The following is a 25,242-nucleotide window of genomic DNA, read 5'->3' as shown; positions in this document are numbered from 1 at the left end:
CCGGCCTGCTTCACCTCGCCGCCCAGCGTCGTCCAGGCGACCCGCTCGTCGGGGATCTGCTCGGTGATCTCCGCCTCGAACTCCTTGGTCACGCCGCCGATCTTCGCCACCCAGTGCGTCATGGTGTCGGTGCGCTGCTCGATGCGCTCCACACCGTCCATGAAGTGCGGGAACGACTCGAACTGCGTCCACTGGTTGTAGACCGTGCGCACCGGAACGTCGACCTCGACGGACTCTTCGACCTGCGACATGCTGGCACCCTTCCTCTGCGCCGGCGAGGCCCTGTGCCCGGCCGTGCGGGAAATCCCTTCCCCTGCCCGCCCCTGTGCCCGCGATCTTCCGCCCGATGCCCCCGAACAGACGCAGCGGCCAGGACGTGAGCGCCGACCGCTTGGGTCAGGCTCTCCCCGCTTTGGGCACCGGTACCAGGGCAACCACCAGCTCTGTCGTACTCGCGTGCGAGGGTTGCTCACTACCCTGCCCGTATAGCCACCCGGGAGAACAGACGGCAGACGCCTTGGAAGAGCTCAAGAAACTGCTTGGCGAGCCGAATTGCTGGGGCTGGGCGCGCCCGCGTCTCTGGGACGCCGCCGAGAGGCACCTCGGCATCAGTCTGCCCACCGACTACAAAGCGTTCCTCGACCTGTACGGGCCTGGTGCCTTTGACGGCTTCCTCCACATGGACCGGCCAGTCGACGGCACGGCGGACGAGCTGGAACGGCTCTGGCCCTCGGCGGGTGGAAAGTGCGGCCTGCACCTCACCGATCCGGGCCGGTACCCCTTTCCCTTCCACCCCGATCCGGGCGGACTGATCGAGTGGGGCGGGGTCGAGGGCGGCCCCGTCTACTACTTCCTTCCCGAGGAACCGGACCCGGCCGACTGGCGAGTGGTGGTCGAAACAGAGGACGGAGACTGGCACGAGGCCCCAGGGCCCGTCACGGAGTTCCTGCTCACCCTCGCCCAGGGAAGCCACAGCCCCACCGGTCTGGGGCGCTATCGTCCCGGCCCGAACGTCCGCTACCACCAGACCCTGTGAGCGGCGTCGCGGGGCAGCTCTGCCTGTTCGAGGCACACGCCGGACGGAGCGGGAACCTCCACGGGCTGGCCGGTGCGCATGCCACGGGCGTGTGCGGCGAGGTCCTCCAGCGCGGTCAGCAGGGTGCCCGCGCTCTTGGCGTCGTCGGCGTGGGTCAGCTGGGCGCTGATGCGGCGGTGGTCGGCGAGGTGGAGATTTGATGCAGTGGTGCTCGCGCAGCCAGTCCGCCGCACGGTAGCCGGTGACCTGCCGGTCGCTGATGTCGACGATGATCTGGAGGGGGCCATGTCGTTGGCCTTGCCGGGGCCGCAGAAGTCCTCGCCGCCGTGGACCCGCATGCCGTCGATGGCGGAGATCCTGGTGCGCACCCGCTCGGCGAGGGCGAGCGCGTCGTCGTAGAGGGCGCGACCGTGCTCGACCATCTGGCGGCGCCAGCCGTCGAGGGCCGCGTAGACGAGGACCGAGGGCTGGTGGTGCCGAGGAGGTCCTCCCGGCTCTTGAGGACCTCGGGCGCGACGAGGTCGCCCTGCAGGTGGATGACCGAGCTCTGCTCCAGGCCGGAGCCCATCTTGTGCACGGAGGTCACGCATACGTCCGCCCCCGCGGGCGTCGGGATGCGCCGCGAAGGCCGCCTCGAAGGCTTCCGCCGTGGGCGGGTGGGCGAGGTGCCGCTCGGCGTCCCACTGCGGGTCGACCCAGACCGGCTGGATGCCGCACAGGACAGACGGGCACGACCTCGTCCACGTACGCCGTGTCGAGCAGCTGCGGACGGATGCCGGAGCCTCGCCGTCGGCAAGCACGTCCACGACGAGATCCACCCCGCCGGCGGGCTCCACGTGATCGAGGACTTCCTCCACGAACGCCACCGGTGAAGCCCCCGGCCGCAGGCCCGCCGCCCGTGCTCAGAACGTCAGCCGGAACAGCGCGCCCCCGCCCGGGGCCGCCTCCGCCGTCAGCTCGGCCGCGTGTGCCCGCGCGATCTGACGGGCCATGGCCAGACCCAGCCCCGAGCCCGGCAGGGCGCGCGCCGCCCCGGCCCGGTAGAAGCGGTCGAAGACGTACGGAAGATCCTCCCGCGCGATCCCCGGACCGTGGTCCCGCACGGTCAACTCCGGCCCCCGGCCCGGCACGTCCGCCGCCAGTTCCACCTCCACGGGCAGGCCGCCGCTCCCGCTGAACTTCGCCGCGTTGTCCAGCAGATTGCCCACCAGCCGGCTGAGCCGTGCCGGCACCCCCGCCACCACCACGGGCTCCGCCGGCACCCGTACATGGAAGGGCACGGCCGGCCAGTGCGTGCGCGCCGCCTGTACGCAGTGCTCCACCAGCGCGTCCAGCCGTACCTGCTCCACCAGCGGCTGCGGCTCCTCGTCCCGCGCGAGCTCGATCAGGTCGTTGACCAGCCCCGTCACCTCCCGCAGCTGCCGGCCCAGCGCAACCGTGGCCCGCCCACGCTGCTCCGGAGTGAGCCGGTCGGCCCGCGCCAGCAGCTCGGCATTCGTACGCAACGCCGTGAGCGGGGTGCGCAGTTCGTGCGAGGCGTCCGCGACCAGGCGGCGCTGCGCGGTGACGGACTGCTCCAGCTCGCCCAGCATGGTGTTGAAGCTCGTTGCCAGCCGCGTGATCTCGTCCTCCCGCCCCGGAGGCGGCAGTTCGATGCGGTGCCGGGCGTCACGGGTCGCGGCGATCCGCTCGGCGGTCGCGGTGAGCCGGGCCACCGGTGCCAGACCCGTACGCGAGACCCCGTAGCCGAGGAGGGCGGCCAGCAGTACACCGGTCGCCGCCGTCAGGACCAGCCATCCCGTGGCCTCCGCGATCCCGTCCTGCACGGTGTCCGAGCGCAGCGCGACCTGCAGCGCGCGCCCCTTCGCGTAGTCGGTGGTGAGCATCCGGGCGGGATGCCCGGCCACCGTGATGTTCGTGTAGTACGGCGCCCGCTCGCCCGCCGCCACCTCCCGCGCGGCCGGAGCCACCGGCAGCAGCCCCGGCGTCCCCGGGTCCTTCGCCGGGTCGGCGGACACCACCTCCGCGCACGCCGGAGCCGCCAGGAACCGGCACTCGCCCGCCAGGGTGCCGGGCGCGGCCCCCGGATTGCGCTGCGCCGCGAGCCGCGCCGACTGGGTGAGGCTGAGGTCCAGCTGCTCGTACAGCGCGGACCGGACCACCAGGAACGCCGCCCCGCACACCCCCAGTGCTACGAGCGCCACCGCGGCGGTGACCGACAGCGCCAGCCTGGTCCGCAGCGGGCCGCGCCGTCGCCAGACCCTGCCGAGCCGCCGGCGGCCGCCGCTCACGCCGCGTCCAGCCGGTAGCCGACCCCGTGGACCGTGTGCACCAGCCGGGGCTCGCCCGCGGCCTCCAGCTTCCGGCGCAGGTAACCGACGTACACCGCGAGGGAGTTGGAGTCCGGCCCGAAGTCCCGCCCCCACACCAGCTCCAGGATCAGCTCGCGGGGGAGCACCTGCCGGGGATGGCGCAGCAGCAGCTCCAGCAGAGCCGCTTCCGTGCGGCTGAACTCCAGCGGGCGCGCACCCCGGCGCCCGGTCCGGGTCGCGGGATCGAGCACGAGGTCCGCGAAGCCGAGCGGGACCGCGCCCGCCGGTCCGGGCGCGGCCCGGCGCAGCAGCGCGCGCACGCGCGCGACCAGCTCGTCCAGGGCGAAGGGCTTGACGAGGTAGTCGTCCGCGCCCGCCTCCAGCCCGTCGACCCGCTCGCTGACGGAGTCCAGCGCGGTCAGGACGAGCACGGGCGTACGGTCGCCCAGCGCGCGGAGCTGCCGGCACACGCCGAGCCCGTCCAGCACCGGCATCATCACGTCGAGCACGACCGCGTCGGGCTCCCAGGCGGCGATCTGCGAGAGCGCCGCGAGCCCGTCCGGGGCGCCCCGCACCTCGTACCCCTCGACCGCGAGCCCGTCCTCGACGGCCGCCCGCACCTCGGGCTCGTCGTCCACGACGAGGATGCGCCGCCGGTCCGCGCCGCCCCCGCCGCCGGGGTCACCGCCGTCACCCGTGCCGTCCGTACCGCTCATGCCGCCGCTGTTCCTGGAGCTCATGGGACAAAGCCTGCCAAAGGCTTCTGAGAGAACCTCTTAGAACGTTCTTAGGGCGCACCGGGAGTGTGCCGCACATGACCACCACCACACCCCACACGTCCGCGGCACTCTCCGTCGTGATCGGTGCGGGCGGCACCGGCGGGCACATCTATCCCGGTCTCGCCCTCGCGGAGGCGCTGCGCGCCGCCGTGCCCACCGCCGTGGTCTCGTTCATCGGGACCGAGCGGGGCCTGGAGACCGAGCTGATCCCCGGCGCGGGCCACCGCCTCCACACCGTCGACATGATCCCCTTCGATCCCGCACTGGGCGCGAAACGCTACTTGCTGCCCGCGGCGCTGCTGCGCTCCGCGCACCAGGCGCGCGCGGTGATCCGGGCGCAGGGAGCGCACGTCGTCGTGGGCATGGGCGGCTACCCGAGCGCGCCCGCCGTGCTCGGGGCCCGGCTGGCCGGGCTGCCCGCCGTGATCCACGAGTCGAACGCCGTCCCCGGCCGCGCCAACCAGTTCGCGGCCCGGCTCACCCCGCACATCGCGGTGGCCTTCGACCGCAGCCGCCCCCACCTGGCCGGCGGCGACCGGGCGCTCACCACCGGAATGCCGATCTCCGCGGCCTTGTCCGGCCTCGCCGAGCTGCCCGGACCGGACCGGGCCGCGCTGCGCGCCGAGGCCCGGCGCGCGCTCGGTGTGCCCGCGGGGCGCCGCCTGATCGTCTTCAACGGCGGCAGCCTGGGCGCCGTACGCCTCACCCGGGCGGCCGCCGCGCTGGCCGGCCTCTGGCAGTACCGGGACGACGTACAGCTCCTCGTCAAGACCGGTCCCGCCGCGCTGCCCGACACCGTGGCCGACCTGGCGGCCTCCGGCGGCGGGCGGATCGCGCGGGCCCTGCCCTACCTGGACCGCATGGACCTCGTCTACGCGGCGGCCGACCTCGTGGTGTGCCGCGCGGGCTCCGCCACCGTCGCGGAACTGGCCGCGACCGGGGTACCGGCGGTCCTCGTGCCCTACCCCTACGCCCCCGGCGACCACCAGACCCACAACGCGCGGGTGCTGTCCGACGCGGGCGCCGGACTGCTGCTGCCCGACGCCGAGACCACCGCCGAACGCCTCGCCGGTCTCATCGGACCGCTGCTGGCCGACCCCGCCCGGCTCGCCGCCATGGCCGGCGCCGCCGACCCCGGGCCGCACGCGCGGGCCGCCGAACTGCTGGCCGCGCAGGTCCTCCGCGTCGCCGGTGTCACCCCGACCACCCGTCCCACCCCTCGCCTGGAGCGCATATGAACAGCTGGACCGACCGCACCGTCCTCGTCACCGGAGCGGAGGGCTTCATCGGCTCCACCGTGGTCGACCTGCTCGTGGCGCGCGGCGCCCGCGTCCGCGCCTTCGTCCACTACAAGCCGTACGCCGAGAAGGGGAACCTGGCCCGCTACCTCGCCGACCCGGACGGCCCGGTGGAGATGTGGGCGGGCGACGTCCGCGACGCGGGCCGGGTCAGCGACGCGGTGGCGGGCTGCGACACCGTCCTGCACCTCGCGGCGCTGATCGGCATCCCGTACAGCTACGACTCGCCGGGCGCGTACGTCCAGACCAACGTCACCGGTACGCAGAACATCGCGGAGGCATGCCGGAGGCACGCCGTCCGCCGCCTCGTGCACACCTCCACCAGCGAGGTCTACGGAACCGCGCTGACCGCCCCGATCTCCGAGAGCCACCCGCTCCAGCCGCAGTCCCCGTACTCCGCCTCGAAGATCGGCGCCGACATGATGGCGCTCTCCTTCCACCACGCCTTCGAACTCCCGGTGACGGTGGTGCGCCCCTTCAACACCTACGGGCCGCGCCAGTCGGCCCGCGCGGTCATCCCGACGATCCTGGCCCAACTGCACGCCGGATCCCGGGAGATCCGCCTGGGCTCGCTCACGCCGACGCGCGACTTCACGTACGTCACGGACACCGCGGAGGGCTTCCTCGCGGTGGCGGAGTGCGAGCGGGCGGTGGGCGAGGTGGTCAACCTCGGCACGGGTGAGGAGATCTCGGTCGGGGAGCTGGCCCGCGCCCTGATCACGGCCTCCGGCCGGGAGGCGGAGGTGGTGGTGGACCCGACGCGGCTCCGCCCGGCGGGCAGCGAAGTGCAGCGGCTGCTGTCGGACAACTCCCGGGCCCGTGAATGGGCCGGCTGGCGGCCCCGGGTGGGGCTGGAGGAGGGCCTGCGCCGGACCTCGGAGTGGATCGCGGCGAATCCGGCGCTGTTCGCGCCGGAGCGGTACGCGGTCTGAGGGATGCCGCGGCTACCGCGTTGTCCTGTTCTGCGTGGTCCTGTCCCGCGCGGTCAGGCCAGGCCCGCCGCTATGGCGAGACGGGCCGCTTCCACGCGGTCGCGGAGGCCCGCCTTCGCGAACAGGTTGTTGATGTGGGTCTTCACGGTGGCCTCGCTGATGAACAGCCGTTCCGCGATCGCCCGGTTGGGCAGCCCCTGCCCGATCAGCGACAGCACCTCGCGCTCCCGCTGGGTGAGATCGGCCGGCAGGGCCTGCGCCCGCGGCGGCTCCTCCTCGGGGGCCGGGGCCGCCGCCGTGCGCGGGGCCCGGGCAGCCGCCAGCAGCCGGGCCTGGACCTCGCGGTCCAGCACCGACTGGCCCGCCGCGGCGGCGCGGATGGCCCGCGCGATGTCCTGGCGGCCCGCGTTCTTCGTGAGGTAGCCGCGGGCCCCGGCGGTCAGCGCGGCCATCACCGAGTCGTCGTCCGCGAAGGTGGTCAGCACCACCACCGCGACCTCGGGATGCTCCGCGCTCAGCCGGCGGGTGGCCTCGGTGCCGTCCATGCCGGGCATCCGCAGGTCCATCAGGACCACGTCCACGGGGCCCGCGGCGACGGCGGCCAGCACCTCGTGCCCGTCGGCGGCCGCCGCGACGACCTCCAGGTCCGGCAGGAGTTCCAGGACGGCCGCGAGGGGTTCGCGTACGGCGGCCTGGTCGTCGGCGACGACGACCCTGACGGGCCGCGTCCCCTCGGTCGGTTCGTTCATCGGGGTACCTCCGCCCGTACCTGCCAGCCGCCCCGGTGCGGCCCCTCCAGCAGGGGGCCGGTGGCGACGGTTCCGCCCAGGAGCGCGATGCGCTCGCGCATGCCGATCAGCCCCAGCCCACTGCCGGGGGCCGCCGCGACCGGCCGGGTGGGCGGGCCGTTGGTGACGGTCAGGACGGTCTGCTCGCCGGCACAGTCCAGCCGGACGGCCACGGAGGCCCCCGGGGCATACCGGGCGGCGTTGGTCAGGGCCTCCTGGGCGACCCGTAGCAGCCCCTGGGTCACCCGGACGGGCAGCGTGCCGGCCTCGCCCTCGACGGTGAGGGCGTCGCGGTGGCCCGAGGACTCCAGCATGGCCGTCAGGCTTTCCAGCAGCGGAAGGGAGTCCTCGCGCAGGGAGTGCACGGTCCACTGGGCCTGTTTCAGGCTCTCGCGGACCAGGTCGTGGGCCTTGGCGTTGGCCGCCCTGACCTTGTCCAGGTCACCGGTGTCGATGAGCGCGTCGACCAGTTCCAGCTGCATGTTGATCCCGGCCAGCGAGTGGGCGAGGACGTCGTGCACGTCCCGGGCGATACGGGTGCGCTCCGCGAGCACGGCCGTACGGGCCTCCGCGCGCGCCGCCTTCCCGGCGGACTCCGCGGCTTCGATCGCGGCCCGGGTGGCCTCGGCGCGGCTGCGGCCCGCCATACCGGCCAGGACCGCGGCGCCGGTGGCGAGGCCGAGCAGCAGGGCCGCGGTCCGCTCGTCGGGTTCGGCCCGCAGCAGGAGGGCGGCCGCGCAGAGCAGGCTGCTGAGCGCGGCGAGGGCGAGCGCGGGGCGGGTGTCGAGGCGGCTGCCGATGAGGGCGACGAGGAAGAAGGCGAAGAGGTACGAGGAACCGGAGTCCGCGGCGGCGATCAGGGCCGCCGCCGCGAGGATCCCGAGGGCCGGCCAGACCAGCCGGAACCGGTGCTGCAGGAGGCGTGCGGGCAGCCGGTCCTCGGGCACCACCCGGAAGGCCAGCACCGCGCAGTTGAGGACGAAGAGCAGGGCGACGAGGAGCCCTTGGCCGCTGAGCCCCATCGGACGGATGGTCGCGATGCCCACGGCGGTCACGACGACGGTGACCACCCACTGGGTCCGCGTACCGCGGCCCCCGGCCGCCGGATGTACGGGGGGACGCGCGGCTGTTCCCGCGGTCCCTACCGCGTCCGGTTCTGGCATGGCGCGACCATAACCCATGATCAGCTCGCCCCGCCGACGGCCACGGGCTTCGGGGCGGTGCCGGGCAGCGCGGCGCCGGGCACCCTGCGGCTGCGGACGTAGATGGTGGCCAGCCGCGTCACGACCTCGGTCAGCGCCATCAGGACCAGCGCGGCCACCCAGGCGTCGGAGGTCGTGATCCGGTGATCCATGCTGAACCGCGCGACGGCCTCGGCGCCGCCGTGGTCGACCCACACCTCGAAGCCGAGCCGGGCCCCCATACCGAGCACCCACAGGGCCGCGGAGACCGCCCCGGCCTTGATCAGGATCTGCCCCTCGGAGCGCCGCATACGGGTGAACACGCCACCGGCGATCCCGAGGGCCGCGCCGACGCCGACGAGGGCGCCGATGAGCACGAGGTCGTTGCCGCCGGTGGGGACGGTGTCGAGGTAGCTGAATCCGACGACGGTGACGATGCCGAGGGGCAGCAGGTAGGACCGGGGTCCGAGGGGGCCTTCGCGCAGCTGGCGGAAGACGATCAGGATGAGGGCGATGTCGGTGATCCAGGCGGTGATGTCCATGCCCCAAGCCTGCTGTGACCAGGCACGGAACGCCTGCACCCAGGGGTGGAGACGGGGGTGGAGATCACCCGGTCCCGCTCGGCGGGTCCCTCCCTTTTCGGGCGAGGGGTCGTTCAGCGGGTGGTGTAGCCGCCGTTGAGGAAGAGGGTCTGGCCGTTGGCCCACCAGCCGTCCGTGAGGAGGTGGCGGATCCAGGGGGCGATGTCCTCGATCTTGGTGAGGTCCCCGTTCATGGCGGAGGACTTGTGGTAGGCGACGGAGTCGTCGTCCTCGGCGGGGTAGAAGAACGAGGTGTCCATGGGGCCGGGGGCGATGGTGTTGACGGAGATGTTGCGGCCGAAGAGCTCCTTGGACAGGGCGCGCGTGAAGTGCTCGACCGGGGCCTTGCTGCCGGCGTAGGAGGAGTAGAGGCCCGTGTAGGCGGCGAGGAGGGAGGTGACGATGGTGATGATCTTTCCTCCGTCCTCGATGCGGCGGGCGGCCTCGCGCATCACGAAGAACGCGGCCTTGGAGTTGACCGCGAACATGCGGTCGTACTCCTCCTCGGTGATCTCGGTGAGGGGCTTCTTCAGCACCATGCCGGCGGTGTTGACGCTGTAGTCCAGCCGGCCGTAGCGGGAGAGGACCTCGTCGAAGGCGCGTTCCACCTCCGCGACCCGGGTGAGGTCGGCCTGCAGGATGAAGGCTTCGCCGGGGCCGGTGTTGATCTGCGCGGCGACGTCCTCGGCCTTGGCGCGCGAGGAGTCGCTGTTGTAGTGGACGGCGACCTTCGCGCCCTCGGCGCCGAGGGTGGTGCTGATCAGGCCGCCGAGGTTGCGGGAGGCGCCGCCGACAAAAGCGACCTTGCCGGCGAGAGTCCTGTCCGGGGTGTTCACCATGACTGTCTCCTTGGAGGGGAAGGGAACGGCGCACGCGCCTTCCGGCGGCCGGCGCCTTCCGGCAGCATGCGATGCGGCCGCGGGCGGCTTCTAGGACGATCCGTGCGGGCGCGTTGGACGATCCGCGCATCGCCCCAGCAACGTAACCCGCCGGAGCCATCCGCGCGCGTACGGTGACTTCGCTCGCAAGGGCGACGGGCGCCGGGCAGAATCACAAGCGTGGTCGGTTCCTACGTCAAACCAGGTCTGCGCTGTCTCAGCAGCAGCGCCCAGGACATGCGGCACGCCGTGGTCGAACGCACGGTGGAGCGCCCCGCGGACCGGCTCGGCACCCCGGGCACGCACGTACTCGTGGTGCACACCGGCGCCTCCGCGCGCCTGTCCTGGAACGCGGACGGGACGGCCCGCCGGGCCCGCTTCCACTCCGGGGAAGCCCTGGTCAATCCCGCGGGCTACGCCTCTCTGCCCCGCTGGGAGGACGACGTCGAGCTGATGCTGCTCTCCATGGACCCGCGCTGGCTCGACGAGCAGGCCCAGGGCAGCGGGGTCCGGGTGCGCGGTGAGCTGGAGCTCGCGCCGGACTTCCACTTCACCGACCCGCTGCTGACCCTGCTCGTGCAACGCCTGGTCGCGGAGTACGAGGCTCCGGGCCCGGTCGACTCGCTGTACACGGAGTCCCTGGTGCAGACGGCCGCCGCGCTCGTACTGCGGCGCTGTGCCGGTGCGGGCGGTCCGCGCCCGAGGGGTGGCGGTATGCCCGCGCGTCGGCTCGCGGAGCTGCGGGACTACATCCATCTGAACCTCGGCCGGCGCATCACCCTCGCCGAGCTGTCCGCCGTCGCCGGGATCAGCGCCGCGCACCTGAACCGCCAGTTCCGGGCCTCGCTGGGGGAGAGCCCGCACCAGTACGTGCTGCGGCAGCGGGTCGAGCGGGCCCAGAACGCCCTGCTCCACACGGACGACGCCATCGCCGATATCGCGGTGGCACACGGCTTCGCCGACCAGAGCCACCTGACGCGCGTGCTGCGCCGGGCCACGGGGCTGACGCCGGGCGTACTGCGCGCGGATGCGGTACGGAGGCCGGCCGACGGCTGAGGCAGCTTCGCTCGCTGCGCCGGCGTGGCGCGGGGGAGTGGGGCGGTCAGAGGTTGAGGGCGATGGCGTGGCGGATCAGGTCGGCGGTGGTGTGCGCGTCGAGCTTGGCGCGGATGCGGCGCAGGTAGGCGTCGACGGTGTGCTTCGAGAGGCCCATGGAGCGGGCGGTCTGGAGGTAGGTGAGGCCCGCCGCGATGTGGCGGAGCGTCTCCTGCTCCCGGGGGGCCAGGGTGACCTGGGCGGACGCGGTGGCGAGGGCGAGACTCATGGGATGTCCTCCGACGTATCGGGTGGGTCATCACTGCTCACGTCCTCGGAAGCAGTAGGAACATCCGGGGGAATGTCCCTTTTGGGTGGTTATTAAGAGCTTGGCCGCGGGACTTCGCGGGGGTGTCCGTCGTCTGTCACAGGCGTGTGACAGACGACGGGGGCGAGGCGGGAAAGCGCCGCAGGCCCCTGGCGCACGGAGCCGGAGCTGCGCGTGCCAGGGGCCTGCGGTTGTGGCGGGAGTGGTGGCTACGGTGTGGGTGCCGCGGCGGGGCCGCGCGTGGCGGCGGAGGCGAAGCCCAGCCAGGTGTGGCGGTTGCCCCACCAGCACCAGCCGACCTTCGGGGCGCCCCGGCGCTCCTTGCCGTCGCGGCCGGTGCCGTTGCTGATCCAGATCGCGGGGGTGCGGGCGTCCAGGGCGCCGTTGTCCTTGCGGAGCCGCGAGCCGATGGTCATGAAGCAGTGATTGCGCTCCAGGACGTCCGGCTGCTGGAGCAGCCAGTGGATGCCCTCGGTGAGCAGCAGCGGGGTGCGGTCCTGCGCGCTGAGCGCGGGCAGGGCCTCTTCGGGGCTCCAGTTCGCCATGTGGTCGCCGCGGTCGACGCCGGTGAGGAGGTACAGCGGCCCGTCCGGCAGCGTATCGGTCTGTGGGGTGAAGCGGTCGACGTCGGGCATGTCCACGACGACGAACCCGGGCCTGCCCTCGCGGCGCAGCAGGGGAGCGAGGGTGGAGGCGGGGACGCGATCGGGATGGACGGCGAGCAGCACGTCACCGCCCCCTTCGCCCCCGGCGGCGAAAGCCCGCAGCTCCGCGGCGGATACTCCGGCGAGCTCGTGCACGCCGAGCTCGATGAGGCGTTCCGCCTGGTCGGCGAGCGCGGGCAGAGAGGGCACGGTGGTGGTCGCGGTCTCGGTCTCGGGCAAGGGCGCTCCTCGGTTCACGGTGCGGGCCAGGCGGGTGATCAACGCGGGGGAGCGCGGGGATGTTCCCGTACCGCCACCCGCATCTGCGGCGGCACCTGAGTACGAACGCGGATGCGGGCCGCTGGGCGGGGAGGGTTCACTGACCGGCATGGAGAGTTCTGCCGTGCCGCCCGCCGAGTCCGACCTGTACGCCGAGCCGGACCTCAAGGTGCCCGCGCGGGCACCGCGTACGGGAGCGCTCGCGCTGCTGCTGGGGATCCTGGCGGTGGCCATGGGTGCATGCCCCTGGCTGCCGGAGAGCTTTCCGCCGGGGGTGCGCTTCTTCCCGCTCTACCTGGTCGTGCCGGTGGGCATCTGCGCGGTGGTCGCCGGCTTCGGCGCCCTGCGCGACCTGCGGCGCGTCCCGGAGGCGGGGCGCGGCCGGGCGCGGGCCGCGATCGCCCTCGGGGCGGTGGCCGTCGTGGTGCCGGTCGGCCTGGCCGTCTGGGGGATCTCCGTACTCGGCCCCTGACCGCAGGCGGCCCTAGGCCGTCTCTTCCGGATCTTGCCGGGCCCGCGCTGCCCGGCACCGCACCTCATCCCCCAGACTCCGTCCGGGGGGACCCCCAGGTTGTCGGGGCACCCGAGTGCGTCCAGTACACGGGAGCCCCTCCGCCTTGCGATGCACGGCACCGGACAACGCGGGCCCAACAAGATCCGGAAGAGACGGCCTAGACCTCACGCCGTGCCGTGACGCGGCCTGTGCCGGGAGAGCAGCCGCCCGTGATGGGGATACGGCGGACCCGTTTCGTGGGGGCGTCGGCCTGCGGCTGCTGGGCGGTGGGGCCCTGGCCGCACCGGAGCCTGCTGAGCGGCCCGGCTCCCGCAGGGACAGCGGCCCGGCGGGAGATACGCCCCCGGCTGGCCCAAGTCAGCAGCAGGACCGCTGCCACCTCACGCGTGGGCGAACCGCCCCCTCGCTGCGGCATGCCCGGCGCCCCAGATCGCGGCGGGCGGCGCCGAAGGCCGGGTAGCGCAAGGGCATGACCGCAAGCTGGCTGCGGGCAGCCCGGTCGGCGGCCCGGCGCCGTCGGCCAAGGTGGGCCGCCGCCCACCTCGCGGCCACGCTCCGCACGCAGACCGCGAACGGCAGGCCCCTCTGTCCGCAAACCCGCTTGCCTTCCTAGGAGCCCTAGTTTAGAACTAGGACTCCTAGGAAATGGGAGGGCGCATGGCGCGAGCAGGGCTGACCACCGAGCGAGTGACCGTCGCAGGCGCCGAGCTGGCCGACGAGGTCGGGCTCGACAAGGTGACCATGGCCCTGGTCGCGCGGCGGCTCGGGGTGAAGGACGCGAGCCTCTACGCCCACGTCCGCAACCTGGAGGATCTGCGCGGCCGGATCGCCCTGCTCGCGGCGGACGAGAAGACCATCCGCATCGCGGAGGCGACCTCCGGGCGGGCCGGCAAGGAGGCGCTGGTCGCCTACGCCGACGCCTGGCGGGAGTACGCCCACGCGCACCCCGGGCGCTACGCGGCCACACAGTCCCGGATCCGGATCGACCCCGACCTCGCCGCGCAAGCCCCCGGGCCGCGCCGCGCCGTCGAGCTGACCTACGCCATGCTGCGCGGCTACGGCCTGGCCGAGCCCGACCTCACCGACGCGGTCCGGCTGCTCCGCAGCACCTTCCACGGCTTCGTCGCCCTGGAGGCCGCGGGCGGATTCGCGCACGAGCGCTCGCCGCAGCAGTCCTGGGTCCGCGCCCTCGACGCCCTCCACGCCCTGCTGGAGCACTGGCCTCCGGCCCGAGAAGGAGTCCCCGCATGACCGCACCGACCGCACCGACCGCTCCGACCGCACCGACCGCTCCGACCCCCGGCAGCCTGCGCGTGAACGGCGCGACCCTGCACTACGAAGTACGCGGCCGGGGCCCGCTCCTGCTGCTCATCCCCGGCGGGACGGGCGGCGCGGCCTCCTTCGACGACATCGCCGACGGCCTGGCCGCCCACTACACCGTCGCGACCTACGACCCGCGCGGCATGTCACGCAGCACCCTGGAGGATCCCGAGGCCGAGCAGCGGGTCTCCGAGCACGCAGACGACGCCTTCCGCCTCCTGGAGGCGCTGTCGCCCGGGGAGCCCGCGCGCGTCTTCGGTTCCAGCTCGGGCGCGATCGCGGGTCTGCACCTGCTCGCCACCCGCCCCGAGCGCGTCGAACTCCTCGTGGCGCACGAGCCGCCGCTGGTGGAGGTGCTGCCCGACGCCCTCGAACACCGCGCGCTCATCGGGCGCGTACGGGCGACGTTCGAGACCGAGGGGCTGATGCCGGCCATGGCCGTGTTCGCCGAGGGTGTGAAGCAGGCCGACGAGAGCGCCGGCCCGCGGCCGGAACCCCAGCTTCCGCCACAGGCGGTGGAGCGGATCCGGCGGACGACGGGCAATCTGCCGCTCTTCGTCGGGCGCATCGTGCCGAGCTTCATGTCCTACGCCCCGGACCTCCACCGGCTGCGGGAGTTGTCGGACCGGCTCGTCCTCGCCGCCGGGCAGGACTCGCGCGGCGAACTGCTCCACCGCCCGGCCGCCTTGCTGGCCAAACGGCTCGGCACGGAACTGCGGCAGTTCCCCGGCGGGCACACCGGCCTTACCACGCACCCCGCACAGTTCGGTGAATTCCTCCAGGAAACACTCCAGGAACCACTCCGGGCCGGGGCGGGGCAGAGGATTCCCCGGGCCGGAGGCGGGAGCGGTCCGTCCGGCTCGTAGGATGAGCTTCTGATCATTGCATTCGCAGATTGTTACGGGGGCCCGATGAGCAGCACTTCCTTCGACGCGGAATGGGCCGGTCTCAAGGAGGGGACGGCGGCCGCGGCGCAGATGCGCCTCGCCTCCGCCGCCCCCGACGGCGGGGGAGGCGGAGGCGGCGAGGACCTCAAGTCCGACCAAGTGGTGTGGAACAACGCCAGCAACGACGTCGGCCAGCTGGTCTCGGGGATCAAGAAGGCCCAGACCGAGTTCGAGACGGGCCAGAAGGGCGCCACCCTCACCGGCGTGGAGAGCGCCGCCGCGCAGCGCGAGCTCTACCAGTCCTGGAAGACGTACCTCGACGGCCTGTCCGGCAAATGCGGCGCGCTCCAGGGGCCGATGGTCCAGGCGGGCAAGGGCCAGGTCGCGAACGACGAGGCGCTGCGCGCCGAGTTCGCCCGTATGAACGACCAGTACAAGGACACCCCCGCCACCGGCGGCAGCACCGGGGGCCGGTGAGGGCGGGGATGGACTACGCGGTACTGAAAGCGCTCAAGCCCTCGGAGTTCACCGAGGCGGCGGACGGCTACCGGTCGGTCAGCAGCATGGCCGACCACGCCTACGCCAGCGCCGAGACGCAGATCACCACGCGGCTGAGGGCCGGGCTGAGCGGCAAGGCCGTGGAGGCCGCCATCGGCCAACTCCACCTGCTGGCGCAGAACTTCCACTACACGCAGGTCGAGTGCGGGCTCGCCGCGACCTCGCTGAACGCCCTCGCGGCCGCGCTGACCACCGCCAAGTCCAAGCTGGACGCCGCTCTCGCGGACGCGGAGGCCGCCAAGTTCACGGTGGGGCCCGACGGTTCGGTGACGTACCCGCCCGCCGGTGAGGAGAAGGACGGCAAACTCCCCGACGGCGGCACCGTCTCCGGCAGCGCCAAGGGCAAGCCGTCCGGCAACGTCATCGACCCCGCCAAGGACGCCGGCGACCTCTCCTCCGCTCTGCGGCGGCAGGCCGCGAACATCCACCCGAACCCTCACTTCGGCAAGGCGGTGGACATAGCCGACCGCATCGCCCAGGCCGTCGCCGAGGCCACCGAGGCCGACACCCAGTGGGCCCCCAGGCTCCGCAAGCTCAAGGCCGACGACGACCTCGTCGTCACCGACCGGGACTGGGCCGACGTGCAGGCCGACACGGGCGAGGTGCGCGGCGCCGCCAAGGACTACCTCAGCCACATCACGCCCCCGCCCGCGGGCGGCGACCCCAAGGCCAACGCCGAGTGGTGGAAGGGCCTGAGCGCCGACGAGCAGGACGCGTACCTCTCGCTGAACGCCGCACAGGTCGGCGCCCTGGACGGGCTGCCCTCCGTCACCCGCGACGAGGCCAACCGGACCGTGCTGGCCGAGCGCAGGGCCGAGTTCCAGATCCGGCTGGACGGCATCCCTCCGCAGCCGCAGAAGTACGTACCCTCCGGACGCGACTACCCGGCCGTCACGCTCAACCCCGCCTGGTCGGAGTGGGACCGGAAGTACAGCGACGAGAAGGCGGACCTGGAGAAGAACCTCAAGGGCATGAACGCCATCCAGTCCCGCTTCGACGCCACCGGCAAGGAAGGGCTCCCCGAGGCGTTCCTGCTCGGCTTCGACACCAAGGACGGCGGCCGGGCCATCGTCGCCAACGGCAATCCCGACACCGCCGCGCACACCGCGGTCTTCGTCCCCGGCACCTACACCAGCATCGCCAAGTCCGAGGACTACATCCACCACATGAGCGAGCTGTGGAAGGAGACCACGGCCCAGTCCGAGGGCCAGTCGGTCTCCACCGTCACCTGGATCGGCTACGAGGCCCCGCAGAGCATCGTCCCGGAGGCGATGAAGAAGCACTACGCCGAGGACGCCGCCCCCGACCTGAACCGGTTCATGGCCGGGCTCGAAAACCTCCAGGGCGGCGACGACAAGAGCCACACCACGATCATCGGCCACAGCTACGGTTCCACCGTCCTGGGCGCCGCGTCCAACGCGGGCGACCTGCGCGCGGACGACATGATCGCCGTCGGCAGCCCCGGCATGATCGTCGGCCATGCCCGGGAGCTCGACGCCGGCGAAGGCCACGTATGGTCCCAGGCCGCGGGCACCCTCGACGACCAGGTACCCGCGGGCGGCAAGGTCGCGGGTCTCGGCGGCGGCAACAAGTGGTGGAAGGAAATGCTCCCGTTCGGCAGCGTCTGGGGCCAGAACGTGCCCTCCGACGAGGATTTCGGAGCGAATATCATGGCAAACGACTCGAACAGCCACACCGACTACTGGAGAGACCACTCCTTGAGCATCCGCAACCAGGCGAGCGTGGTCGCCGGCAAGTACGACGACGTCCAGCGTGGCTGATCCGTCCCGCTCGGCCCGACACCGAGCCCGCGCCGCCGTCAGGGCCCTCGCCCTGGCCGCCGCCCTAGCGTCCCTGTCCGTGCTGTCCGTGGGGTGTTCGAACGTGAAGGAACTCAGCTACACGCCGGTCCGGATGGACCCCGAGCCGGCCCGCACCAAGACCAAGGAGGTCTCCTCCAGCCTCCTGGTGATGACCGGCGTCCAGGGCAAGGTCACCGAGCCCGGCCCCACCGTCACCCGCTGCCGCGAGTACGGCGACGACCTGTTCTCGCTCTCCCACCCGTGGTCCGTGTACGGGATCACCGACGAGCAGGTCGACACGGGCCTGGCGGGTCTGCGCACGCAGCTGGCGGCGCAGGGCTGGAAGATCACCAAGGACGGCAAGGCCGACAGCACGGCCCAGAGCCCGGAGATCTACGCCGAGAACGACAGCCAGGGCTTCGCCATGGTCGTCACCGGCCGCAAGCAGTCCGCCACCGGCGGCCCGATGCTCCTGTTCAAGGTGATCTCCCACTGCTACCGCGCGGAATCGGCCGCCGCCCTGGACGGCGAGTACTGAGTCCAGCGCGGCCCGACGGCGACTTCGGGTTCGCGAAGGCGCTCCGCGGCTGCGGCCGTGGCCGGACCACAGCCAAGGCCCCGGCCCCGGCCACGGCCGCAGCCCGGTCAGGCCGGGGCGGGGAGGCGTTCCCACACGCGGTGGGCCGCCAGCAGCTCCAGCAGCCGCGGCACCGCCTGCGCCCCGTCCGTCAGGACCACGCCCCGGTGCACGGCCGTCTGATGGAGGCCGTCCCCGGCACCGGGCGGACGCACTATGGAGGTGGCGAGGGGCCGGCCGGAGAGCCCGTCGGGCGAAGCGGCGGCAGGAGAGGAACGGTAGTGAACGAGCCGGATGCGGGACCCCAGGTGGTGTTCGCGAACTTCCTCTCGGACCTGGCGGTCGACCTGGCGGAGGGCCAGGTACTGGCGCAGTGGGCCCAGCAGGCCCCGCGCGAGGCATGGCTGCTGCGGGACGGCGACGCCCTGGTCATGCCCGGCTCGCTGAGCGAGGAGTTCCGGCGGTACGTGACCGACCTGACCGGGGTACCGCGCGAGCGGACGGCGGTCGTCGAGGTACCGCCGGCCGGGGCGGTCCCGCTGGCTCAGGCGGTTCGTACGGCCGGGCTGATGGAGCGGGTCGCGGCTCACGCACGCAGGTCCGGCGGGGCCCTGCTGCCGACCGCCGCCGACGCGTCCGCCGTCGGTTTCGCCCGCGAGCTCGGACTGACCGTCCACCCCTACGCGACGGTCGACGAGGCCGCCGCCGCCCTGCCCGTGACGATGCTGCTGAACACGAAGGCCGGGTTCCGCCGGGCGGCGGAACTCCTGGGCATGCGGCTGCCCGGGGGACAGGTGTGCGGCCGGTCCGAGGTCGACGGAGTCGTACGCGACCTGCTCGCGCGGTACGAGGAGGTCGTGGTCAAGCCCGATCGCTCCGCAGGCGGCCACGGGATGCGCTTCCTCTCGCGGAAGGACATGGCCGGGGCGGACCTGGCGCTGGCGACGGTCGGCGGCCCGCAGGGGACGTGGGTGGTGGAGCAGCGCGTGGCCGTGGCCGAATCGGTGAGCATCCAGATGGAGAACACGGCCTCGGGGACGCGGGCCCTGTTCAGCGGGCTGATGCGGACGGAGGAAGGCTCCTTCACGGGATACGTGTCCCCCCTGCCGATGTCCTGCGCGCATGTGGCCGAAGAGCTGGAGGAATGGGGTCTGCGACTGGGCCGCCACCTGGCCGCCCACGGCTTCCTCGGCCCGTTCGGGCTCGACGCGCTCGTCGACACCGACGGGGTGCCGTACGCCAGCGAGAGCAATGTCCGCAGGACCGCCACCACCACACCCCACGCCATGGTCACCCGGCTCACGGCCCCGTCCGGCACGGCGCACCCGGCGTGGACGGTGGCGAAGGGACACACCGGGACCGCCTTCGGCCTGGCGGAAGCCCTGGAGCGGCTGCGTGCCCACCGGCTCGCGTTCGACCCGGCGCGCGGCGAGGGCGTGGTCCTGTACGCGGACGTCCCACCGGACGGCCGCGCATGGCGCTACGCGGTCATCGCCGCCCACGCGGACGGGCTGGGGGAGTGGGAAGGCGGCCTGGCAGAGGCTTTCGGCCTCGTGTGAGCACGGCGGCGCCGGGCCGGGCGGGAGCGCTCACGGGCGTGCCGCGCCGCGCGGTGTGCTTGGCGCGGGACCGGAGGGGCACACGCGCAGAGAAGCCCTGTGCCGGGTGCCGCCGGCAGGTCGCCCGTCGAGGCGAGGAGCGCCATCCGGCGCGCGCGGCGGCACCGTACCGTTTCCGGAGGTTCTTCATGTCTGTTTCCGCCGCGTCCGATCCGCTCGCCGCACTGTCCGCCGCCGGAGTGTCCGTCTGGCTGGACGACCTGTCCCGCGAGCTGTTGGCCGGAGGGGAGCTCCAGCGGCTGATCGCGGACAAGCACGTGGTGGGGGTGACCACGAACCCGACGATCTTCGCCTCCGCCGTGTCCAAGGGGGACCGCTACGACGACCAGCTCCGGCGTCTCGGCAACGCGGGCGCGGGCGTCGACGATGCCGTCTTCGCCCTCACCACCGACGACGTACGGGACGCCTGCGACGTCCTCCGCCCGGTGTACGACCGCACCGACGGCGTCGACGGCAGGGTCTCCATCGAGGTCGACCCCCGCCTGGCACAGGACGCCGACGCCACCACCGTCCTCGCCCGCAGGCTGTGGGAGGCGGTCGACCGCCCGAACCTGCTCATCAAGATCCCGGCCACCCGCAGGGGACTGCGGGCGATCACCGCCGCCCTCGCCGAGGGCATCAGCGTCAACGTCACGCTGATCTTCTCCCTGGAGCGCTACCGCGAGGTCATGGACGCCCACCAGAGCGGCCTGGAACAGGCCCTGGCCGCGGGGCACGACCTGTCGGGCATCCACTCGGTCGCCTCGTTCTTCGTCTCCCGCGTCGACACCGAGGCCGACCGCCGCCTCGACGCCCTCGGCACCCCCGAGGCCCGCGCGCTCAAGGGCAAGGCCGCCCTCGCCAACGCCCGGCTCGCCCACCACGCGTACGAGGAGACCGTCGCGGCGCCCCGATGGCAGCGCCTGGCCGCCGCCGGAGCCCGCGTACAGCGCCCGCTGTGGGCCTCCACCGGCGTCAAGGACCCGTCCTACCCCGACACGATGTACGTGAGCGAGCTCGTCGTCGCCGGCACCGTGAACACCATGCCGGGGGCCACCCTGGCCGCGTTCGCCGACCACGGCACCCTTCCGGCCGGCTCCCCGGAGACGGACCTGCACGCGGCGGCCGCCGCCCACCTCGACGCACTGGAACGCGCCGGGATCGACTTCGAGGACGTCACCGACACCCTGGAACGCGAGGGCCTGGCCAAGTTCGAGGCCAGCTGGAAGGAACTCGGCGAAACGGTGGAGCGCGAGATGCGCTCCGAAACCACCGCCTCCGCCGCACCCGGCGCGACCGGGGACGGCGGCTCCGAGGACGCCGACCTGCTGGCGATCTACCTCAACGACCACTACTCCGGCGCCACCGGCGGCCTGGAGCTCTTCCGGCGGGCCGCGCAGGCGCAGCAGGGCACGGAAGCCGGCGAGGCCCTGTCGGGGCTGGCCCGCGAGATCGAAGAGGACCGCGACGCACTGGCCCGGATCATGAGCGACCTCGGGATCGACATCCGCCAGTCCAAGGTCGCCATGGGCTGGCTCGCGGAGAAGGCGGGCCGCCTCAAGCCCAACGGGCACCTCTTCTCCCGCTCCCCGCTCAGCGACGTCCTGGAGACGGAATCGATGCTCCTGGGCGTCCAGGGAAAGACGGCCTGCTGGCGCGCCCTGCGCACCCTGGCCGACACCGACGGGCGCCTCTCCGCCGACCATCTGGACGCCCTCACGGAGCGCGCCGGCCGGCAGAGCACCACCCTGGAGGAGTTGCGCCTCGCAGCGGTCACCCGCGTACTGCGCGCGAGCCGTCCGCAGACTCCGACCTCGGCCTGAGAAGGAAGCAGCACATGACGAACGAACAGCCCCCTCAGGACGCACGACGCGAGCGGTCCGTGACGAGGCCGGTGGCGGACCGCACGGGATGGGACGAGGTGGACGTACGCGCGGTCGACACCGCGCGGCTCCTGGCGGCCGACGCCGTGCAGAAGGTCGGCAACGGCCACCCCGGAACGGCGATGAGCCTGGCCCCGCTCGCGTACCTGCTGTTCCAGCACGTCATGCGGCACGACCCGGCCGACGACACCTGGCTGGGACGGGACCGCTTCGTCCTCTCCTGCGGGCACTCCAGCCTCACCCTCTACATCCAGCTCTACTTGGCCGGCTACGGCCTGGAGCTCGCGGACCTGGAGGCGTACCGGACGTGGGACTCGGCCACCCCCGGGCACCCCGAGCACCGGCACACCCCCGGAGTGGAGATCACCACCGGCCCCCTCGGGCAGGGCCTGGCCAGCGCGGTCGGGATGGCGATGGCCGCCCGCCGCGAACGCGGCCTGCTCGATCCCGACGCCGAACCGGGCACCAGCCCCTTCGACCACCAGGTCTACGTGATCGCCTCCGACGGCGACATGATGGAAGGCGTCACCTCCGAGGCCGCCTCCCTGGCGGGCCACCAGGAACTCGGCAATCTGACCGTGGTCTACGACTCCAACCACATCTCCATCGAGGACGACACCGACGTCGCCTTCAGCGAGGACGTCCCGGCCCGCTACGCCGCCTACGGCTGGCACGTGCAGACCGTCGACTGGACGGCCACCGGCGAGTACGTCGAGGACGTCGACGCCCTCCTGGCCGCCGTCCGCGCCGCCCGGGAGGAGACCGGCCGCCCCTCCCTCATCATGCTGCGCACCCTCATCGGCTGGCCCGCGCCCACCAAGCAGAACACCGGCAAGGCACACGGCTCCGCCCTGGGCGAGGAGGAGGTCGCCGCCACCAAGGAGCTGCTGGGCTTCGACCCCTCCGCCCACTTCACCGTCGAGGACGACGTCCTCGCCAGGACCCGTGCGGCACGCGACCGCGGGCGCGAGGAACGCGCCGCCTGGGACGAGGCGTTCACGGCCTGGCGCGGCGCGAACCCGGAGCGCGCCGCGCTCCTCGACCGCCTGCGGGACCAGCGGCTGCCCGAGGGCTGGGCGGACGCGCTGCCCTCCTTCCCCGCCGACGCCAAGGGAATGGCCACCCGCGCCGCCTCGGGCAAGGTGCTCAGCGCGCTGGCGCCCGTCCTGCCGGAGCTGTGGGGCGGCTCGGCCGACCTCGCCGGGAGCAACAACACCACCATGGACGGGGAGCCGTCCTTCGTACCGGCCGACCGCCAGACCAAGGAGTGGAAGGGCGGCCCCTACGGGCGCACCCTGCACTTCGGCATCCGCGAGCACGCCATGGGCGCGATCCTCAACGGCATCGCCCTCCAGAGCCTCACCCGCCCATACGGCGGCACCTTCCTCACCTTCTCCGACTACATGCGCCCCGCGGTACGCCTGGCCGCGCTGATGCGGCTCCCGGCCACCTACGTATGGACCCACGACTCCATCGGCCTGGGCGAGGACGGCCCCACCCACCAGCCCGTCGAACACCTGGCCGCGCTGCGGGCCATCCCCGGCCTGGACGTGGTACGCCCGGCCGACGCCAACGAGACCGCCGCGTGCTGGCGCGCCATCCTCGAACACGACGACCGCCCGGCCGGACTGGTCCTGAGCCGTCAGAACCTGCCCGTCCTCGACCGCGACAGCGGGGAGTACGCCCCGGCACGGGAAGCGGGCAGGGGCGGCTACGTCCTGGCCGACGGGGGCGCGACGCCGGATGTCATCCTGGTCGCGACCGGCTCCGAGGTGCACATCGCCCTCGAAGCCCGCGCCCTGCTGGCGGCCGACGGGCTCGCGGTGCGGGTGGTGTCGATGCCGTGCCGCGAGTGGTTCGCCGCCCAGCCGCAGGACTACCAGGACCGGGTCCTGCCACCCTCGGTACGGGCCCGGGTCAGCGTCGAGGCGGCCGTCGGACAGGGCTGGCGCGATGTGGTCGGTGACGCCGGCCGGATCGTCAGCCTGGAGCATTACGGCGCCTCCGCGGACTACCAGCGCCTGTACGACGAGTTCGGCATCACGCCGAGCGCCGTCGCCGCGGCGGCCCGCGACAGCATCAACGACACCCGGCAGCCACCCCGCCCCGGCGGCCATCAGCCGACCTCCGCTCCCACGAGCGGTGGCACAGGCGACCGCCCCTGAACCCGACCGCGGCCGCCGGGGGCGGGCAGCGTCACAGCAGTGCGGCGATGCCCTCCCGGTTCTCCGGCAGCCCGGCCGCGCGGAACCACAGGGCGTTGCCGCCGATGGCGCCCGTCGACTCGTCGGCGTCCACGAAGACCCGCAGCAGGTCGCGCTGCGCGGGGGCCAGCGGGCGGGCCGGGTCGTAGCCACCGGGGAAGGCCCGGTGCAGGATCGGCCCGCGCTCGAAGTCGACGAGCGACCCGCCGGTGGCCACGATGGCCATGGCCACCGGCGCCACCTCCTCGAACGACGAGGCCAGGGCGAGCGCGGAACGCAGCACGGTGAACCGGAACCACCCGTCGAGCCCGGCCAGCGGCTCGGGGAACCAGCCGTCCGTCGTACGCGGGTCGCGCAGCGCGTCGAGGAGCACGGAGAGCGCGCGCGGCCGGTCGACGGGGGCGGGACCGAGCGCTGCACAGACCCGCACGGCGGGGTCGGCATCGGCGAGCAGGTCGGAGGTGTCGGTTCCCCACAGGCTGAGCGCCCGCGCCACGCCCGCTCGCTCGCGCCGCGTTCCCGCCCCGCCGAGCTGGGCCCGCAGTATGGCGGCGGCCTGCGGCACCCGGCCGGCGAGCCCCGGGGCGCGGAGCAGCGACACCACGACGCCGACCGCGGCCTCCCGAACGTGGGGATCGGGAGAGGAAAGATACGGCTCGGCGGCCTCGTAGAGGGCGGGGCGTACGTCCCGGCACGCGCGGAGCGCGGCAATCTCGTCCGCGGTGGCCTCGCCATGCTCCCCCTCGTGCCAGGGCTCCCACTGCCAGTCGTGGCGATCCCGCACCGGATCCTCCCCGTACGCGGCCGACTCGGCCACCTGGCCCAGCCACGCGAGCAGCGCGGCCCGCAGACTGCGGGGCGGCCCGTCGTCCCAGGGGAAGTACCCGTCATGCTCGGAGAGTCCCATCGGGTGGTCGAGTATCGCGGCGACGCACAGCGCGGCGGGCGCGGTGACGCTGTACACCGAGCCCTGGTGCAGCACGGCCATGTCCAACGCGGCCAACGCCTCGGCCCGCACCTCGGGCTCCTCGTCCACGAGGCCGCAGAGCGAGACGGGTATGTCCCCGGCGGGACCGTAGGCATGAAGAAGCGACTCCCAGTCCGTCCCCCACAACACCTCCCGTGCCGCTGCCGGTAGCCCGCTCACCATCCGCGTCGTACGCGCCGTCTCACTCTCTGTCACCCCCTCAGCCTGCCAGCCGCCACTGACAACGGCCGCCGCCCTGTCGAGATGCTGCCCGCACCGCATGTTGCCCAGAACAAGGTGCGCTTGACTGCCAGCATGAACATCAACTCGACGGAAGCGAGTCCGTCTGCGACCGCGCAGGTCAGGCGTTTCCACAACGGCGATTCGGTGGAGCAGCTCACGCGCCTGCTCCACCGCGCCTACGCCGACCACGCCGCAGCCGGACGGGTCTTCTTCGCCTCCTACCAATCTCCGCAGGACACGGAGCACCGCCTGAGCAAGGGGGAGTGCTGGGTCGCGATGCACGGAGACGTACTGGTCGGCACCGTCACCGTGTCAGCTCCACACACCACTCCGGCCGGATACCCGGCGCCGGCGGGCGGTGGCTCGTTCTGGCAACTGGCCGTCGAGCCGTCGCAAAGAGGCACCGGCCTCGGACAACGACTGCTGGCCTTGGCGGAGTCCCGCATTGCAGCCCTCGGCTCGACCCAGGTCGTCATCGACACCTCCTCGCAGGCAACCGACCTCGTCGACTGGTACCGCCGACGAGGCTACGAGCCGATCGGCACGTGGCGCTGGGACGTCACCAATTACGACAGCGTCGTCCTCAGGAAGAACCTGCCGCCGACAACTTCCTGATCG

General features: G+C 73.0%; 24 protein-coding genes and 1 pseudogene. 14 read left to right on the top strand and 11 right to left on the bottom strand.

Annotated elements, in window-relative coordinates:
- A partial coding sequence (locus ABZ873_RS13540; protein ID WP_360869881.1) for an SRPBCC family protein occupies positions 1-251 on the bottom strand: 251 nt, incomplete at its 3' end.
- Between the two features lie 266 nt (positions 252-517).
- Here ABZ873_RS13540 and ABZ873_RS13535 point away from each other — a divergent pair.
- Positions 518-1,036, top strand: a complete 519-nt coding sequence (locus ABZ873_RS13535; protein WP_360869878.1) for a hypothetical protein — start codon at positions 518-520, stop codon at positions 1,034-1,036.
- Between the two features lie 2 nt (positions 1,037-1,038).
- On the opposite strand, the pseudogene ABZ873_RS13530 reads toward ABZ873_RS13535, so the two are convergent.
- The 3 genes and pseudogenes from ABZ873_RS13530 to ABZ873_RS13520 all read right to left on the bottom strand — a co-directional run.
- A pseudogene (locus ABZ873_RS13530) lies at positions 1,039-1,758 on the bottom strand (ornithine decarboxylase); the annotation flags it as partial.
- A gap of 180 nt (positions 1,759-1,938) precedes the next feature.
- Complete coding sequence (locus ABZ873_RS13525) at positions 1,939-3,327, bottom strand: ATP-binding protein (RefSeq protein ID WP_360869875.1); 1,389 nt, start codon at positions 3,325-3,327, stop codon at positions 1,939-1,941.
- Positions 3,324-4,088: a response regulator transcription factor gene (locus ABZ873_RS13520; RefSeq protein ID WP_360869872.1), complete on the bottom strand. Its 765-nt coding sequence runs from the start codon at positions 4,086-4,088 to the stop codon at positions 3,324-3,326. The genes ABZ873_RS13525 and ABZ873_RS13520 overlap by 4 nt, the downstream gene beginning before the upstream one ends.
- Positions 4,089-4,162: 74 nt before the next feature.
- Between ABZ873_RS13520 and ABZ873_RS13515 the strand changes: the two genes are divergently transcribed.
- Positions 4,163-5,365, top strand: coding sequence for a UDP-N-acetylglucosamine--N-acetylmuramyl-(pentapeptide) pyrophosphoryl-undecaprenol N-acetylglucosamine transferase (locus ABZ873_RS13515; protein ID WP_360869869.1), 1,203 nt, complete (start codon positions 4,163-4,165; stop codon positions 5,363-5,365).
- Complete coding sequence (locus ABZ873_RS13510) at positions 5,362-6,357, top strand: SDR family NAD(P)-dependent oxidoreductase (protein WP_360869866.1); 996 nt, start codon at positions 5,362-5,364, stop codon at positions 6,355-6,357. Before ABZ873_RS13515 ends, ABZ873_RS13510 begins: the two co-directional genes overlap by 4 nt.
- 53 nt (positions 6,358-6,410) lie before the next feature.
- Here the strand turns inward: ABZ873_RS13510 and ABZ873_RS13505 are convergent, their stop codons facing one another.
- The 4 genes from ABZ873_RS13505 to ABZ873_RS13490 all read right to left on the bottom strand — a co-directional run bounded on the left by ABZ873_RS13505 (position 6,411) and on the right by ABZ873_RS13490 (position 9,746).
- The gene (locus ABZ873_RS13505) at positions 6,411-7,106 is read right to left on the bottom strand and encodes a response regulator transcription factor (RefSeq protein WP_360869864.1); all 696 of its coding nucleotides are present in this window, start codon (positions 7,104-7,106) and stop codon (positions 6,411-6,413) included.
- Positions 7,103-8,167 (bottom strand): histidine kinase, encoded by a 1,065-nt coding sequence (locus tag ABZ873_RS13500; protein ID WP_360869887.1) that lies wholly within the window; start codon positions 8,165-8,167, stop codon positions 7,103-7,105. Before ABZ873_RS13500 ends, ABZ873_RS13505 begins: the two co-directional genes overlap by 4 nt.
- Before the next feature lie 161 nt (positions 8,168-8,328).
- Positions 8,329-8,868: a hypothetical protein gene (locus ABZ873_RS13495; RefSeq protein WP_360869861.1), complete on the bottom strand. Its 540-nt coding sequence runs from the start codon at positions 8,866-8,868 to the stop codon at positions 8,329-8,331.
- Positions 8,869-8,981: 113 nt separating this feature from the next.
- Positions 8,982-9,746, bottom strand: coding sequence for an SDR family oxidoreductase (locus tag ABZ873_RS13490; protein ID WP_360869858.1), 765 nt, complete (start codon positions 9,744-9,746; stop codon positions 8,982-8,984).
- A gap of 219 nt (positions 9,747-9,965) precedes the next feature.
- Here ABZ873_RS13490 and ABZ873_RS13485 point away from each other — a divergent pair, with 219 nt between their 5' ends.
- Entirely contained in the window at positions 9,966-10,841 is an 876-nt protein-coding gene (locus tag ABZ873_RS13485; protein ID WP_360869855.1) for an AraC family transcriptional regulator, read from the top strand.
- A gap of 46 nt (positions 10,842-10,887) precedes the next feature.
- On the opposite strand, the gene ABZ873_RS13480 is transcribed toward ABZ873_RS13485, so the two are convergent.
- Positions 10,888-11,109, bottom strand: a complete 222-nt coding sequence (locus ABZ873_RS13480) for a helix-turn-helix transcriptional regulator (protein WP_360869853.1) — start codon at positions 11,107-11,109, stop codon at positions 10,888-10,890.
- A gap of 248 nt (positions 11,110-11,357) precedes the next feature.
- Complete coding sequence (locus ABZ873_RS13475) at positions 11,358-12,032, bottom strand: DUF5701 family protein (protein ID WP_360869851.1); 675 nt, start codon at positions 12,030-12,032, stop codon at positions 11,358-11,360.
- A gap of 148 nt (positions 12,033-12,180) precedes the next feature.
- Between ABZ873_RS13475 and ABZ873_RS13470 the strand changes: the two genes are divergently transcribed.
- The 9 genes from ABZ873_RS13470 to tkt all read left to right on the top strand — a co-directional run bounded on the left by ABZ873_RS13470 (position 12,181) and on the right by tkt (position 23,375).
- Positions 12,181-12,543, top strand: coding sequence for a hypothetical protein (locus tag ABZ873_RS13470; RefSeq protein WP_360869848.1), 363 nt, complete (start codon positions 12,181-12,183; stop codon positions 12,541-12,543).
- Positions 12,544-13,242: 699 nt separating this feature from the next.
- Entirely contained in the window at positions 13,243-13,836 is a 594-nt protein-coding gene (locus ABZ873_RS13465; RefSeq protein ID WP_360869845.1) for a WHG domain-containing protein, read from the top strand.
- Positions 13,833-14,771 (top strand): alpha/beta hydrolase, encoded by a 939-nt coding sequence (locus ABZ873_RS13460; protein ID WP_360869842.1) that lies wholly within the window; start codon positions 13,833-13,835, stop codon positions 14,769-14,771. The genes ABZ873_RS13465 and ABZ873_RS13460 overlap by 4 nt, the downstream gene beginning before the upstream one ends.
- Positions 14,772-14,816: 45 nt before the next feature.
- Positions 14,817-15,269 carry a hypothetical protein gene (locus ABZ873_RS13455; protein WP_360869839.1) on the top strand — a complete coding sequence of 151 codons (453 nt, stop codon included), beginning with the start codon at positions 14,817-14,819 and terminating at the stop codon, positions 15,267-15,269.
- A gap of 8 nt (positions 15,270-15,277) precedes the next feature.
- The gene (locus ABZ873_RS13450) at positions 15,278-17,131 is read left to right on the top strand and encodes an alpha/beta hydrolase (RefSeq protein WP_360869837.1); all 1,854 of its coding nucleotides are present in this window, start codon (positions 15,278-15,280) and stop codon (positions 17,129-17,131) included.
- Between the two features lie 103 nt (positions 17,132-17,234).
- Positions 17,235-17,690 carry a hypothetical protein gene (locus tag ABZ873_RS13445; protein WP_360869834.1) on the top strand — a complete coding sequence of 152 codons (456 nt, stop codon included), beginning with the start codon at positions 17,235-17,237 and terminating at the stop codon, positions 17,688-17,690.
- A 320-nt stretch (positions 17,691-18,010) separates the two neighbouring features.
- Positions 18,011-19,288, top strand: a complete 1,278-nt coding sequence (locus tag ABZ873_RS13440) for a peptide ligase PGM1-related protein (RefSeq protein WP_360869831.1) — start codon at positions 18,011-18,013, stop codon at positions 19,286-19,288.
- Positions 19,289-19,476: 188 nt separating this feature from the next.
- The gene (gene tal / locus ABZ873_RS13435; RefSeq protein ID WP_360869828.1) at positions 19,477-21,150 is read left to right on the top strand and encodes a transaldolase; all 1,674 of its coding nucleotides are present in this window, start codon (positions 19,477-19,479) and stop codon (positions 21,148-21,150) included.
- A 14-nt stretch (positions 21,151-21,164) separates the two neighbouring features.
- Entirely contained in the window at positions 21,165-23,375 is a 2,211-nt protein-coding gene (gene tkt / locus ABZ873_RS13430) for a transketolase (RefSeq protein ID WP_360869825.1), read from the top strand.
- 31 nt (positions 23,376-23,406) lie between these two features.
- Here tkt and ABZ873_RS13425 read toward each other — a convergent pair whose 3' ends face one another.
- Complete coding sequence (locus ABZ873_RS13425) at positions 23,407-24,597, bottom strand: hypothetical protein (RefSeq protein ID WP_360869823.1); 1,191 nt, start codon at positions 24,595-24,597, stop codon at positions 23,407-23,409.
- Between the two features lie 99 nt (positions 24,598-24,696).
- Here ABZ873_RS13425 and ABZ873_RS13420 point away from each other — a divergent pair, with 99 nt between their 5' ends.
- Complete coding sequence (locus ABZ873_RS13420; protein ID WP_360869820.1) at positions 24,697-25,239, top strand: GNAT family N-acetyltransferase; 543 nt, start codon at positions 24,697-24,699, stop codon at positions 25,237-25,239.
- The last annotated feature ends 3 nt before the right edge of the window (positions 25,240-25,242 follow it).

The sequence above is a fragment of the Streptomyces sp. NPDC047014 genome (genome assembly GCF_040644195.1).
Taxonomy (GTDB): domain Bacteria; phylum Actinomycetota; class Actinomycetes; order Streptomycetales; family Streptomycetaceae; genus Streptomyces.
The sequence above is the reverse complement of the archived record's forward strand: the minus strand, read 5'-3'. Positions and strand labels throughout refer to the sequence as shown.